Consider the following 13,717-nt stretch of genomic DNA (forward strand, 5'->3'; position numbering starts at 1 on the left):
AAATCTTTAAATTTGGTAATGGAGCACCAACATTCGGAAGAAGAGTTAAAAAGTATAGCGAAACAATTAAGCTGTCCTGAAGGTGAGCATGGCATTAAAACAGGGGAGATGATGCACGCAAGTAATCTTGGAATGACCAGCTCGGCCATTGATGCTTTAAACCTCCAGAATAATAATACCATATTAGAAATCGGCCATGGCAATGGTGGGCACATCACTCAACTATTATCAAAAGCAGAAAATCTAAAATATTACGGAGCCGATATTTCAGAAACGATTATTGCGGAAGCCAAAAAAAATACTGCTGAATTTATTAATCAAGTTAGCTTTCAGCTTATCAATGGCACCGACCTTTCTTTTTCAGATAAACAATTCGATAAAATATTTACAGTAAACACTATATACTTTTGGAATAATCCCCTAGAATATCTCAAAGAGGTTAAGCGTATTTTAGTAGACGAAGGCCAGCTTTTACTATGTTTTGCAGATAAAACCTATTTGCAAAAACGGCCGTACATCAAATATGGTTTTAAATTGTATGATGATTATGAAGCCACGGAACTGCTGCGAAAAGCAGGATTTAAAAACATAAAAACCATCAAAAAAACTGAGCAGATTAATAATACTTCAGGCTTTATGGTAGATAGAGATTATTATATTATTTCTGCCATTGCTTAGGGAGAAATAAGCTGTCTTATTTAGAAAATAATTACTAATACAATATTAAATACAGATAAGCGTAAACTACTGGTGCAGCCAATAACAAGCCATCAAAACGATCTAATAAACCACCATGCCCTGGTAATAAACCTCCGCTATCTTTAGTATCCAAGCTGCGTTTAAGCATTGACTCCACCAAATCGCCCAGTGTACCAAAACTTGCAATTAACACGGCCATACCAGCCCAAACCCAAGCCGGACTTTCGGTAAAAAGAAAGGACAAACCGAAACCAACCAAAACGCTGGTTAACATCCCCCCAAAAAACCCTTCCCAGCTTTTCTTTGGCGAATGACGCTCGAACAATTTGCGTTTACCATATTTTACACCAAAAAGATAAGCACCGGTATCATTTGCCCAAAGCATTAACAAAAATGCGAGCGGTAAATGAAAGTTATATTCATTCCAGTTTTTTAAAAAGCCAAGGGCATGGAAAAAACAGAAAGGGATGGTTACATAAACAAAGCCAACAAATGTGTAAGAGATATTGGCAAATGGAATTTTGTTTTTCTTATACAGCTCAGTAATAAAAACCGAAAAAATTAGTGGGATACAAAGCAACAGGTACTTAACATCATACTGTAAATAATGTAGGCCTGCAGCCATTAAAAAGATTAAGGAACCTGCCATTAAACCAATATTTCGATGCGGCCTGATACCGGCATTTTTAATCAGCTTATAAAATTCGAATAAGGATAAAACACTTAGAATAAGATAGAAAATTGTAAATGCATAACTCCCTAAAAAGATAGAGCCAAGCATTACGATAGTAAAAAAGAAAGCGGTTATTGCCCTGGTTTTCATTTAAGGTAAGAGGTAAAGGGTGGAAGGTTTAAGGTCATTATCACTATTCAATTTCGTTTTCAACGATATATTCTATGGCCTTATCGAAATCGATCTTATTTACCAAAACATTTATTTCGCCAATATTATATGCCGAGAGCTGTTTATTTATTGTAACCGCAGGGATACCAGCTTCTGTTAATCCCTGTTTTAATACCTCTGCCGCAAACGCATTGCTGGTGGTATATACTTTAACCCAATTTTCGCTCACGTGATGCGCTATCTTTAAAAAATTTAAACAAAGCTATGGTAATTATTGCACTAATTAAATAGCCATACCACGGAAAACCGATCGGTTCATCAGCTTTATCAAGCGGCATATGATGTTTTTGCATATAAAAAGCCGCACAAACCGCATAAGCGTTGTTTAAAAAATGCGCAAACATGGCATACCAGATACTACCACTAAAATAATACAGATATCCGAAGCCAGCTCCTAATAACAACCTAGGCACAAAACCATAAAATTGGACATGTATAGCACTAAAAATTATTGCCGAAAGCCAGATTGCCAAGTGCGGATTGCCAAAAGACCGTTCCAATGAGCGCTGCACACCACCCCTGAACATCAATTCCTCACCAATGGCTGGTAAAACTGCAATCATGATCAGATTAATCACAAAATCAAAATTACTACGTACCGTAATCAATTGAATGGTCATTTTTGCTGCCAGCTCTTCTTTTTCTTTCATCCAAGCCTCAATTCCTTTCAAAAAGTCGGGCAAAACCATTTTTTGATTCCAGATTACTGTCCACTCCATAAAAGGCATACTCGCAATCATAATCATGATAACCAGTAAAAGCAATAAAACCTTTGGTTGTTTAAAACTATAAAACCGGGTTATCTTTATTCTTTCTGTTAAAGCGAGGGCAAGGGGTGGTAGAATGAATGTACCTATCGAGCTTAAAATCTGTATTACCTTAAAACCCGAAATATATTTGGCTTCGCCTGATAAAAGCATGTTGAAATTACTCACCAAACCCATTCCATACATAGCCATACAGATTACCAGTCCAATGATTCCGAAAACAAAAGCCCCGGCAACTGCGTAAAATAAAAGTAAAAGTAATTGTAAGAAAGGATTGATTTCCTCGCGTTTAGGTGTTACAAAATTCATTATTTGTACCTTTGTATGTTTTATTAATCGTTGAAGATAGAAAATGTCTGTAAAGATAGGAAATATAGATTTAGGTGAGTTCCCTTTATTACTCGCTCCAATGGAGGATGTAAGTGATCCACCGTTCCGTTATGTATGCAAAAAAAACGGGGCTGATATGATGTATACCGAATTTATCTCTTCGGAGGGCTTGATCAGGGATGCCGCAAAAAGCTTACAAAAACTAGATATTTTCGAATATGAAAGACCAATTGGCATCCAGATTTTTGGTGGTGATATCGAACACATGCGCGAAGCTTCAGAAATTGCTTCTGCAGCAGGTCCCGATTTGGTGGATATCAATTATGGCTGTCCGGTAAAAAATGTAGTTTGCAAAGGTGCAGGCTCCAGCTTGCTTCAGGATATTGATAAAATGGTAAAAATGACTGATGCTGTTGTTAAAGCTTCGCATTTACCTGTTACCGTAAAAACCCGCTTGGGCTGGGATGATAATACCAAAAATGTTTGTGAAGTTGCAGAACGACTTCAGGATGTAGGTATCCAGGCACTTACCATTCATGGTCGAACAAGGGCACAATTATACAAGGGAGAGGCCGATTGGAGTTTAATCCGCGAAATCAAACGCAATCCACGCATCAAAATTCCCATTTTTGGCAATGGTGATGTAGATAGTCCAGAAAAAGCAGCCAATTGGCGAATGGAATATGAGGTAGATGGTATCATGATTGGCCGTGCAGCAATCGGTTATCCATGGATTTTCCGCGAGGTAAAACACTTCTTCAAAACTGGAAAACACCTGGCCGGACCAACAATTGAGGAAAGAATTGAGGTTTGCCGTACACACTTAGAGAAATCGCTGGAATGGAAAGGTCCTAAAACCGGTATTTTCGAAATGCGTCGCCATTATGCCAACTATTTCAAAGGCCTGCCAGATTTTAAACCATATCGCATGCGTTTAGTTGCAGAGCCAGATATCAACAACATTTACAGCATTTTAGCGGAAGTGGCAGAAAAATTTGCCAACTACGACGCCACTAGTGTACTGGCTTGATTTTTGAAAGCTTTTTTCTTACATTCGTTATCATCATGGTTACAGCTATTACAGACGGGGTTAAGGTTTCAGTAGAAACCATTTATCAGCCAGAATATTCAAATCCGGCTAACGAGCATTATATGTTTGCCTATCGCGTAGAAATTTCCAATCTTTCTGATTACGCTGTTCAATTGATGCGCCGCCAATGGTTAATTTTCGATTCGAACAGTAGTAAAAGAGAGGTAGAAGGTGAAGGTGTTGTTGGTTTACAACCAATTATACAACCAGGAGAAACACATGTATATGTTTCGGGTTGTAACCTAAAAACCGATATGGGGAGCATGAAAGGTACCTATTTAATGAAACGTGATATTGATGGTTCGGAATTCGACGTTGATATTCCCGAATTTCAATTGGTAGCACCTTATAAATTGAATTAAATCCTTCTCGGTGAGCTAATTTAGCTGTTTATTAGCCTCTTTCCCCATTTTAATTTTACATTTGTAAATCCATTTTGGTTATTTAACGCCTCGTATTAATAGAATGATCCAGCTAAATCTTTTAGAATTAGTTTTAAAACAGTTTCCGACACTAAACTTCGATTCAAATGATGATATCATCAAGGTCGAAAAAATCCTAAAAGCAGAAGCAAAGTTAGAGCGTTCGATCAAAATCAACGACATAGAACAGCTTATCCTTTTCTTAAAAACCTATGGAAACAGGTTTATTCCAATTCTGAAGGATAAAAACATCGGTATTATTGTAGCAGGAAAGCGAGGTACTGTAAATTCTGCAAAATTAGACCACAACCAGATCAGTGATGAAACGCTGGAAGAATTTGAAAAGGCTTTTTCAGAAAATATACTAGACTACCTGAAATACTGCATCCGCAACAATAAATGGAACAGCCTGAGAAGTATTTTTATGAATTATCCATTTCTTATTGGAGACTTTACCCGTAACCAAATTTATGAGGTGCTAAAACATAAAAATCAATCCATTATTTCTGCGCTGTATAATGATCAGTTTGTAAATTTTATATCTGCTAATGCTTATGCCGGAGAAATTCAATATTATACCTGTTTAAGCTGCATTGATGCACTGTACTTTGACGACGATATCTTGAGCATCAATAACATTATCAGTGAAAAACAACGTACGAGCTTAAATAACAGAATATACCTTGGTAAAATCCTCTATGCAGCAACATTTTTCATTGCTTATTCTGATCAATTGAAGCAAACATTGGAAAACAATCGTCAAATTGCTTTACAGTGGATCCATCCACAACTACAGTTTGAAGATAACCATGAAAATGATTGGTCTGCATATAGAATTTTGGTTTATATTGCAGCTGCACTGGCTATTATCATTCTTATATCTGTAGGAGGAACTTCATTTATTGGTCCATCGATTTTGGGCATTAGCTTTTTGGCCCGACTGGCCAGCCGTCTTAACAAATAAGATAAAATTTAATTATTTTAAACCAAGCGTTCCGCTTTGGTCTTCAAAAAAGTTTTTAGGTTTTACCTTAAGCAAATGATAAAGATTGGTAATAATAGCCTTTAATTCAGCATAATTTTCCTTATCAATCGCTTTTTGACCATTGTTCATTATTTTTTTTGCCTGGTTTTCGTCGGTATAATCCTCTATTGGCTTAATAGCATAGTAATAAAAAAGCTCAATGTATGACTGATCATTCTGATAGTAGATTTCGTTAGCGATTTTTTGAAGTTCCCTGATTTTTGATCTAATAATGGATGATTGATTGGAGTTTAAAAATTTGATTTCATTTTTGGTTATATTATTGAAAGCATGCTCGATTTTTGGATTAGGCTTTAACAGCAATTCTTCTCTGATTTCATTCTTCTGCGCTTGATATTCTTCAATTTCAGCTACCACGTTTCTCCTGCGGATTAGATGATCGTAAGCTTGAAAAGCCTTACGTTTACGTTCATCTATATTGTATATTTTGTCGGTTAAAAGGTCACCATCAATATCAATAAGCAATTTTAAGAGCTCGATCACTTCAACACGCAATTCTTCGAGTTTTGGCACATCAGCCATTTCAAATTCATCAGAGTATATATTTTCAAGTTCTACCAAAACTTTCTCCAGTTCCTGCGTGATTTTTACTGCCGAAACCTGTTTTGCTGAAGCATTAAATACCTGGTTAATCTCTAACGTGATGGCCCCGATATAGATATTTACAGTTAAATCTCTAGATTCGCTGATATCAAAATCAATTTCAATGTCGGTACCTTTCAATAGGTTTGATGGTAGATCTTCCGAATCAATTTCGAGGTAACCAATACAGAGATTACTTGCAGGACTGGTATCCGATTTTCCTTCCACAATATTAATAATCAGTTTCTCGCCCGATGCCTTTAAAATGGTTTTGGAAATTGTTTTATAAAGCTTTTTGTTAAGTGGTAAAATATCGCTTTTCCTGAATACCTGTTCCAAATAGGTTGTACCTAAAGTATCGTCAATTTCAAGGCAGATATCATTCGGAAGCGGTTGTCCGGATATATTGTAAATGCCATGATTAATTCCGATATGCTCGTTTTCATACACCACAGTATGGTATTTATCCAGGATTTTAACGTTAAAAATATTGGTGGTTTTGGGCACTAGTTTTAAAAATTCATTGAATTTGGAATGAAAAGCAATGATACCGCTGTCAAAACCGCCATCCGTACGTGTAACCCGATAATAGCCAGAAAAATCCTGATCAACAAGGCCGGTTAAAAGTTCTTCATTATCTTTTGAGTTTACCTCATAGGCCAGCTTCACATTTTTAAGCGTAGCAGGTAAGGCCTCTTTTGTAACGGTGGTTTGTTTATTTTTAGTTCCCGCATAATAACCAGCGCCTAAAATAATAGCGGTTGTAGGATCGATGGTTGCATCTACATGAGTATCGAACACTTGAGAGAGACAGGTCCTGATGTACGGAATATATGTGGTACCACCCACCAAAATAATACGGTCTACCTCGCTGTTCTTAATATTATTCTTTTCCAGCAGGTGTTTCGTAAGCTTGATGGTTTCATCAACTTTTGGATGAATAAGCTTGTTAAAATCCTTTCTGGTGATCAAAATTTCTATATACCTTTCCGCAATTTCTATCTCTACAAAAGCCTCTTCTTTTATAGATAATTCCTTTTTTGCTTCTTCAGCACGGTAAAGCAGTTCAAAAAAAAGCTTGCTATAAGCTGTATTTTCGCCATTTACCATTTGCTTCCACAGGTTTTCCTCCTGCAGCTCCTTTTCAAGCGCGGGACAAAGCAGCTTTTCCAACACCAAATGATCTATATCCAAGCCACCCAAAAAATTATTTCCTTCATGATCAATAACCTTAAGTTCCCTATTATCTATACTCACCAGGGCCACATCAAATGTACCCCCGCCAAAATCGTAAACCAACCAATTCTTCAGTTCATCAATAGCTATATTTTGTACATTGGCATAAGCTAAACAGGCAGCAATTGGTTCTTGTAACAGCAGAACTTCATGTATTCCGGCAGCTTCTCCAGCCAATTTGGTTGCATTAGATTGTATGGTATCAAAGGATGCAGGAATGGTAATTACAGCAGCAGTAGGTTTTTCTTCAGTAATAAATCCCAGGAGTTCCTTTAAAATCAATGCCGAAAAATCAATGGCTGTTTTTGTTTCACAGCTATCTGGAACCTGATATAAATGCGCACTGCCCATCTTGCGTTTAAAACTGGAAAAAACCTGATCAGGATTAATTGTTGTCATTTCACGGGCCTTATCTCCAACCAGGATCCTATTGTTCCTGTAGGCGATAACCGAAGGCAGGGTATCTTTAAAACCGACAGGATTTTTAAAGATTGTAACTTTTCCTGCCTGAAATTTACCAATTCCGGAATTTGTGGTTCCCAGATCTATCCCAAAGTTTATATTCTCCATCTTAGCCAACAATAACAACTGCTTTTTGAATTAATGTCCGGATACCCCCTTCTGATTTGTATATGATCGGTTTTAGCACTTTGGTAATTACTAAAGCCCGTTTATCCTCATTCGATATATTTGCTTCAATTGCAACATCCCTTTCATCATAGGGCTGTCCGATTGGGTTAATCACAGTATAACCTTCCTGTTCAAGTTCATGATAAATTCGCTGGAAATTCCTTTTAAAGGCTTGAAAATCTTCAGGCTTGATCTTATTTTCAATTTCGAACAATTGGGTAATGATATCTTTCATTTAAGCCGTTTCATTTAAATTATTTTCCTAAGATAATTGAAACAGCTCGTTTTTAAAATTTATTGTAAATAAGCATTTACCTTAGGCATTAAAAAAGAAATGCGGAAAGATATATCTTTCCGCATTTACACTTTCCATAGGTAATATTTTAATCTCTGCTTCTTCCAAAAAGCATTGATGCGTAATATAATAAATTGGCCAGTGCACCAACAGCTGCTACCACATAAGTCATCGCTGCCCACCAAAGCGCATCTTTTGCCTGCGCATTTTCTTCTCGTGTTTGCATTACACCATTATTATTTTTTAACCAGGCCAATGCACGGTTACTGGCATCAAATTCGACAGGTAGCGTAATGATACTAAATATGGTCACTAATGCTAAACCCACTACACCAATCGCCAAAACAATTGGGTTTCCGGTAAAACCTATTAATAATACGCCTATTAATAATACCCATTGTAAAAGATTAGATGATATACTCACCACCGGTACCATACTGCTTCTTAACTGTAACCAATTATATGATTTCGCCTGTTGTACCGCATGTCCACATTCGTGAGCCGCTACTGCAGCTGCCGCTACGCTTCGGCTATAATATACATCTGTACTTAAATTAACGGTTTTATCTGATGGATTGTAATGATCTGTTAATTGCCCTTCGGTACTCATCACCTTCACGTCGTATATCCCATTATCATGCAGCATTCTTTCTGCTACCTCTTTGCCCGATAAACCAGAGCTTAATTGCATTTCGGCATACTTGGAAAACTTGTTTCTAAACCGCCATTGTACAAACATGCTCAGCAATAATACCGGGATGATTAATATTAAATAAACTCCCATTTTCTTTTGTATGTTTTTCATTTAGCATATATCAAAAAGCGTTCCCATATTATTTGAAGTTTAAAAAACAGTACATTTATAGTATGCCAACCGAACTTTCATACTGGGAAAAAGAATCATTTTTTAGTAATTATGATGCGATTGTAATTGGTAGCGGAATAGTAGGATTAAATGCTGCCATCCACCTTAAAAAAACAGCTCCTTCCCTAAAGATAGTCATACTCGAAAAGGGATTTTTACCTACAGGTGCAAGTACAAAAAATGCAGGTTTTGCATGTTTTGGAAGCATTTCTGAACTAATGGAGCAGGAAGAAATAATTGGTAGTGAGCGGCTTGTGGCGCTTATCGAAAAACGTTGGAAAGGCCTGCTCAAATTGCGTAATTTGCTGGGCGATAATACGATTGATTATCATGCCTCGGTGGATATGAACTATTTAAAAAAGAAGACAATTTTTCGGCTGAAATGGGTGTATCCAAAATTGAACATTTTAACCTTCTTGTTAACGATATTGTCGGATCCAATGCATTCAGTTTAAAAAATAGAAAAATCAGTCTATTTGGTTTCGAAAGTATAGGTACGTTAATCCAAAATAAATATGAAGCTCAAATTGATAGTGGCAAAATGATGTCTGCTTTAATGCAATATGCACAACAACTTGGCATTGGCATTTTTAACAATTGCACTGTAGATCAGATTAAAGAAGAATCAAAAGGTTTTCGCCTGATTACCCAAAATGGAAATTTTTTATGTAAAAGATTGATAGTTACTACAAATGCCTTTATCAAAGATCTATATCCTGATGTGGATATCAACCCAGGCCGCGGTCAGGTTTTGATAACTAAACCCATTAAAAACTTAAAGATAGAGGGTACTTTTCATTACGATAAAGGTTACTACTATTTCAGAAATATAAATAACAGAATTTTGTTGGGTGGTGGCCGAAATATTGATTTCAAAGCCGAAGAAACTACCGCTTTTGGGCAAACTGAACCTGTCCAATCGGTACTCGAACACCTACTAAAAGAAGTCATCTTACCAGCCACTAAATATGAAATTGATTATCGTTGGAGTGGGATTATGGCTTTTGGAAAAATACTAGAGCCCTTTATTGAAGAAATCCGTCCGAATTTATTTTGTGCAACCAGGTGTAATGGTATGGGTGTTGCTATCGGCTCGCAAACCGGAGAAGACGTGGCGAATTTGCTATTAAATAAATTATAGCTGTTTCTTTACCACAGAGAACACGGAGATAGCTTTCGCAAAGAATTCTTCATTGCATTCGGGATAACAGACAGTGGCAAAAAAGAGCATGTCATCAATTCCGTCATCCATTTTACATCATTTAAACACTACCGTCTTATTGCCGCTTACAAAAACCCGGTCTTCAAAAATAAGTTCCAACGCTTCTAGTAGTACTTTTTTTTCTATTTCCTTACCGGCACGGACCATTTCCTTTACCCCAAAATTATGGTCAACATGATTGGTATGCTGGGTAATAATTGGACCTTCATCCAAATTATCGGTCACAAAATGTGCGGTAGCCCCAATAATTTTTACCCCACGCTCAAAAGCCTGGCGATAAGGATTAGCACCTATAAAAGCGGGTAAAAAGGAATGATGAATATTGATGATTTTACCTGCGTAATCTTTTACAAAGTCAGCCGAAAGAATCCGCATAAACTTCGCCAATACCACGTAATCTACCTCAAATTGATTAATAATCGCTTTTACTTCAGCCTCGAATTCACTTTTATCTTTATTGTTATGATCTACGTAAAAATAAGGGATACCTAGTTTCTCTGTAAAATCCTTCAGACTTTCATAATTACCAATAACACATTGAACATTTGCCCCTAAAGTTTTAAATTGGTTTTTAATCAGTATTTCTGCCAAACAATGATACTCTTTCGTTACCAGAACAGCAATCTGCTTTTCCTGTTTGGTAATTAAATTTACCTCTGCAGCATTCGGTAAATTTTCTAAAAGTTTTTCCTTTAATTTTTCTGCATCTTCCAGGTTTCCGGTACAGGCAATTCTTGTAAAAAATGCTTTATTGGCTTCGTTTACAAACTCACGCATAGCAACAATATTCAAATGATGTGCAGCCAGCACACGGGTAATATTGGTAACTAAACCAACTTGATCGGGGCAAGAAATAAGGACAGTTAAAGCGTTCATTTATAAAATACTAATATCCAATTATAAATAATTTTTACGGTTTTATCTGGCTCATGCTGACTAATTATTTTTGGTATATCTATTTTAAATCTCCATTTTTGCTAAAATTTTTATCATTATGGAGATTGTTGGCATTGCTTTACTAATTATAATTTTAATTGTTCTGGTTATTTTATTACTTAAGAAACCACAAGCTTCTTTATCTATTATTTCAGTAGAGGATTTTGAACGGATGAGAGGTGAAAATGAAACTCTAAAAATCAATTTAGCCAAAGCAGATGAACGCGTTTCTAATTTATCTGCAGAAAAAGAACACATTACTACTTTACTTAAGGAAGAACAACAACGCTTAATTGATGAATTACAGGCTGAGCGGGATCGGCTTGCAGATGCCAACCGTGAACTCGAAAGTACAAGATCGTTTTACCTGGCTGAAAAAGAAAAGTTAACAGAACAAAAATTAAGTTACGAGCAGTCGCAACAAAAGCTGAATAAAGATTTTGAATTAATTGCCAATAAAATACTAGAAGAAAAATCCACTAAATTTATAGAGCAGAACCGCACCAACCTGGATATCATTCTCAATCCTTTGAAAGAAAATATAAAGGCTTTTGAAGATAAGGTAGAAAAAGTTTACAAAGCAGAGTCAGACGAAAGAAATATACTGAAAGGTGTAATTTCAGAACTGCAGATTCAAAGCAAACTCATCCAGGAAGATGCCAATAATTTAACCAAAGCGCTAAAAGGTGATAGTAAAAAGCAGGGAAATTGGGGAGAAATTATTCTGGAAAAGGTTCTGGAGCGCTCAGGTTTAGTTCGCGATCAGGAATACCGTATTCAAGCCTCGCACACTTCCGCCGAAGGCGGCCGCTATCAACCCGATGTAGTGATCGACCTCCCTGACGATAAACACCTTGTTGTTGATGCTAAGGTGAGCTTAGTAGCTTATGAGCGATCTGTATCAGCAGATACCGATGAAGAGCGTGAAGGCTATCTAAAACAGCACCTGGCCTCCATTAAGAATCACATTCAGGAACTTTCATCAAAAAACTACCAGGATTTATATAAAATTAATTCTCCAGATTTTGTGCTATTGTTTATTCCAATCGAATCTTCTTTCAGTATCGCGGTTCAAAAAGATGCAGAACTCTTCAATTTTGCCTGGGATAGAAGAGTAGTAATTGTAAGTCCGTCTACTTTGCTCGCTACCTTACGCACCATTGCGAGCATGTGGAAACAGGAGCGTCAAAACCGTAACGTGATGGAAATTGCCCGTTTAAGTGGCATCATGTATGATAAATTTGTGGGTTTTGTTGCCGACCTGGAAAACATTGGCAGATATATTAAAAATGGACAGGATGCTTACGATAAAGCCATTAATAAATTGTCAGTAGGCGCCGGAAATTTAACCAATACTTCAGAAAAGATTAAAAAACTCGGTGCAAAGGCGACTAAACAGATTGATACAAAGTACCTGGATTTAAATGAGTCGCAAGATTTATAGGTGCCTTAAAAATATCAACTACAACATAAAATCGTCATCTCGACTGGAACACAGTGGAATGGAGAGATCTATCTAAACAGATTTAGCTTCGCTGAGCACTTCGTGGTTCTCGACTCCGCTGCACTCCGCTCGAAATGACGAATTTTTATTTTTTAAAAGCATTCCAGCCCTGGGCTTTCAGCTCGTGTACATTATTAGATTTAGAAACCATTTTGCAACCCGAATTTTTATCGGTAACATGGCCAATTACGGTGATATCTACATCATGTTTCAGCTTTTTATAATCTTCCTGGCTAATGGTAAACAATAATTCATAATCTTCGCCACCACTTAATGCACAAACGGTTGGATCAATTCCCAATTCGCGTGCGGTTTCATAAGTCATTGGATCTAAAGGAATTTTCTCTTCGTAAATCGTCATTCCTTTATCCGACTGTTCTGCCAAATGCAAAATTTCGGAAGCTAAACCATCTGATACATCGATCATAGAAGTTGGCTTAATATTCATCTCATCTAAAAGCGCCACAATATCCATCCTGGCTTCTGGTTTCAATTGTCTTTCAATGATATAATCTTTACCCTCTAAATCGGGTTGGATCTGTGGATTTTCCAGATAGATTAATTTCTCTCTTTCTAAAATCTGCAGACCTAAATATGCACCGCCCAAATCACCGGAAACGCATAACAAATCATGTTCCTGAGCACCATTTCTGTATGCCACTTTATCTGCATCAGCATAACCAATACTGGTAATACTGATCACTAAACCTTGCTTACTTGATGACGTATCGCCCCCAATCAAATCGATGTTATATTTATTACAAGCCAGCTCAATGCCTTTATAAATTTCTTCAACTGCTTCTAATGGAAATTTGCTTGATAAACCCAGGGAAACTGTAATCTGACTTGCTTTTCCATTCATGGCATAAATATCACTCAGGTTTACCTGCACTGCTTTGTACCCCAGGTGCATTAATGGCACATAAGCCAAATCAAAGTGGATTCCTTCCAACAATAAATCGGTCGAAATTAAAGTCTGTTTGCCTTTTGCATCTAGTACTGCTGCATCATCGCCAACACCTTTTACCGAATAATCATTTTTAATTTTGAAATTAGTAGTCAGGTGTTTAATTAACCCAAATTCGCCTAATTCATTAATATCTGTGCGTTCTTTATTTTCAAACATAAATTATATTACATTATTGTCATGCTGATCCGATGGCTATCGGATTTGTTTCAGCATCTTAATA

Annotated in this window: 15 protein-coding genes; 7 read left to right on the forward strand and 8 right to left on the reverse strand. The window is 36.7% G+C overall.

All coding sequences use genetic code 11. From position 1 onward, the window contains the following. Positions 1 to 18 precede the first annotated feature (18 nt). Complete coding sequence (locus tag OQX63_RS08840) at positions 19 to 678, forward strand: class I SAM-dependent methyltransferase (RefSeq protein ID WP_265850518.1); 660 nt, start codon at positions 19 to 21, stop codon at positions 676 to 678. A 34-nt stretch (positions 679 to 712) separates the two neighbouring features. Here the strand turns inward: OQX63_RS08840 and OQX63_RS08845 are convergent, their stop codons facing one another. The 3 genes from OQX63_RS08845 to OQX63_RS08855 are packed head-to-tail and all read right to left on the reverse strand — an operon-like array spanning position 713 to position 2,679. Beyond that, positions 713 to 1,522 carry a phosphatidate cytidylyltransferase gene (locus OQX63_RS08845; RefSeq protein WP_265850519.1) on the reverse strand — a complete coding sequence of 270 codons (810 nt, stop codon included), beginning with the start codon at positions 1,520 to 1,522 and terminating at the stop codon, positions 713 to 715. Positions 1,523 to 1,565: 43 nt separating this feature from the next. Then, positions 1,566 to 1,772: a putative signal transducing protein gene (locus tag OQX63_RS08850; protein ID WP_265850520.1), complete on the reverse strand. Its 207-nt coding sequence runs from the start codon at positions 1,770 to 1,772 to the stop codon at positions 1,566 to 1,568. Further along, the gene (locus OQX63_RS08855; RefSeq protein ID WP_265850521.1) at positions 1,753 to 2,679 is read right to left on the reverse strand and encodes a CPBP family intramembrane glutamic endopeptidase; all 927 of its coding nucleotides are present in this window, start codon (positions 2,677 to 2,679) and stop codon (positions 1,753 to 1,755) included. Before OQX63_RS08855 ends, OQX63_RS08850 begins: the two co-directional genes overlap by 20 nt. A 43-nt stretch (positions 2,680 to 2,722) precedes the next feature. Here OQX63_RS08855 and dusB point away from each other — a divergent pair, with 43 nt between their 5' ends. From dusB to OQX63_RS08870, 3 genes are all read left to right on the forward strand, one after another. Further along, the gene (dusB, locus tag OQX63_RS08860) at positions 2,723 to 3,730 is read left to right on the forward strand and encodes a tRNA dihydrouridine synthase DusB (protein ID WP_265850522.1); all 1,008 of its coding nucleotides are present in this window, start codon (positions 2,723 to 2,725) and stop codon (positions 3,728 to 3,730) included. Between the two features lie 35 nt (positions 3,731 to 3,765). Next, the gene (gene apaG / locus OQX63_RS08865) at positions 3,766 to 4,152 is read left to right on the forward strand and encodes a Co2+/Mg2+ efflux protein ApaG (RefSeq protein WP_265850523.1); all 387 of its coding nucleotides are present in this window, start codon (positions 3,766 to 3,768) and stop codon (positions 4,150 to 4,152) included. Positions 4,153 to 4,255: 103 nt separating this feature from the next. Then, entirely contained in the window at positions 4,256 to 5,176 is a 921-nt protein-coding gene (locus OQX63_RS08870) for a hypothetical protein (RefSeq protein WP_265850524.1), read from the forward strand. A gap of 12 nt (positions 5,177 to 5,188) precedes the next feature. On the opposite strand, the gene OQX63_RS08875 is transcribed toward OQX63_RS08870, so the two are convergent. From OQX63_RS08875 to OQX63_RS08885, 3 genes are all read right to left on the reverse strand, one after another. Further along, positions 5,189 to 7,645, reverse strand: a complete 2,457-nt coding sequence (locus OQX63_RS08875; protein ID WP_265850525.1) for an Hsp70 family protein — start codon at positions 7,643 to 7,645, stop codon at positions 5,189 to 5,191. A gap of 1 nt (position 7,646) precedes the next feature. Continuing rightward, complete coding sequence (locus OQX63_RS08880) at positions 7,647 to 7,940, reverse strand: hypothetical protein (protein WP_265850526.1); 294 nt, start codon at positions 7,938 to 7,940, stop codon at positions 7,647 to 7,649. Positions 7,941 to 8,088: 148 nt separating this feature from the next. Next, positions 8,089 to 8,784 (reverse strand): zinc metallopeptidase, encoded by a 696-nt coding sequence (locus OQX63_RS08885; protein WP_265850660.1) that lies wholly within the window; start codon positions 8,782 to 8,784, stop codon positions 8,089 to 8,091. Positions 8,785 to 8,837: 53 nt separating this feature from the next. On the opposite strand from OQX63_RS08885, the gene OQX63_RS08890 reads away from it, so the two are divergent. After that, positions 8,838 to 9,320: an FAD-dependent oxidoreductase gene (locus OQX63_RS08890; protein WP_265850527.1), complete on the forward strand. Its 483-nt coding sequence runs from the start codon at positions 8,838 to 8,840 to the stop codon at positions 9,318 to 9,320. Beyond that, on the forward strand, positions 9,248 to 10,006 hold the full coding sequence (locus OQX63_RS08895) for an NAD(P)/FAD-dependent oxidoreductase (RefSeq protein WP_265850528.1): 759 nt from the start codon (positions 9,248 to 9,250) through the stop codon (positions 10,004 to 10,006). The genes OQX63_RS08890 and OQX63_RS08895 overlap by 73 nt, the downstream gene beginning before the upstream one ends. Before the next feature lie 117 nt (positions 10,007 to 10,123). Here the strand turns inward: OQX63_RS08895 and purU are convergent, their stop codons facing one another. Continuing rightward, the gene (gene purU, locus OQX63_RS08900; protein WP_265850529.1) at positions 10,124 to 10,963 is read right to left on the reverse strand and encodes a formyltetrahydrofolate deformylase; all 840 of its coding nucleotides are present in this window, start codon (positions 10,961 to 10,963) and stop codon (positions 10,124 to 10,126) included. A 118-nt stretch (positions 10,964 to 11,081) separates the two neighbouring features. Here purU and OQX63_RS08905 point away from each other — a divergent pair, with 118 nt between their 5' ends. Further along, a complete protein-coding gene (locus tag OQX63_RS08905; protein ID WP_265850530.1) occupies positions 11,082 to 12,467 on the forward strand; it encodes a DNA recombination protein RmuC in 1,386 nt (461 codons plus the stop codon). Positions 12,468 to 12,612: 145 nt separating this feature from the next. Here OQX63_RS08905 and thiL read toward each other — a convergent pair whose 3' ends face one another. Then, positions 12,613 to 13,653, reverse strand: a complete 1,041-nt coding sequence (gene thiL, locus OQX63_RS08910) for a thiamine-phosphate kinase (protein WP_265850531.1) — start codon at positions 13,651 to 13,653, stop codon at positions 12,613 to 12,615. Between the last annotated feature and the right edge of the window lie 64 nt (positions 13,654 to 13,717).

Origin of the sequence: Pedobacter sp. PF22-3, assembly GCF_026239555.1 — a bacterium.
In the GTDB taxonomy this organism is placed as follows: domain Bacteria; phylum Bacteroidota; class Bacteroidia; order Sphingobacteriales; family Sphingobacteriaceae; genus Pedobacter.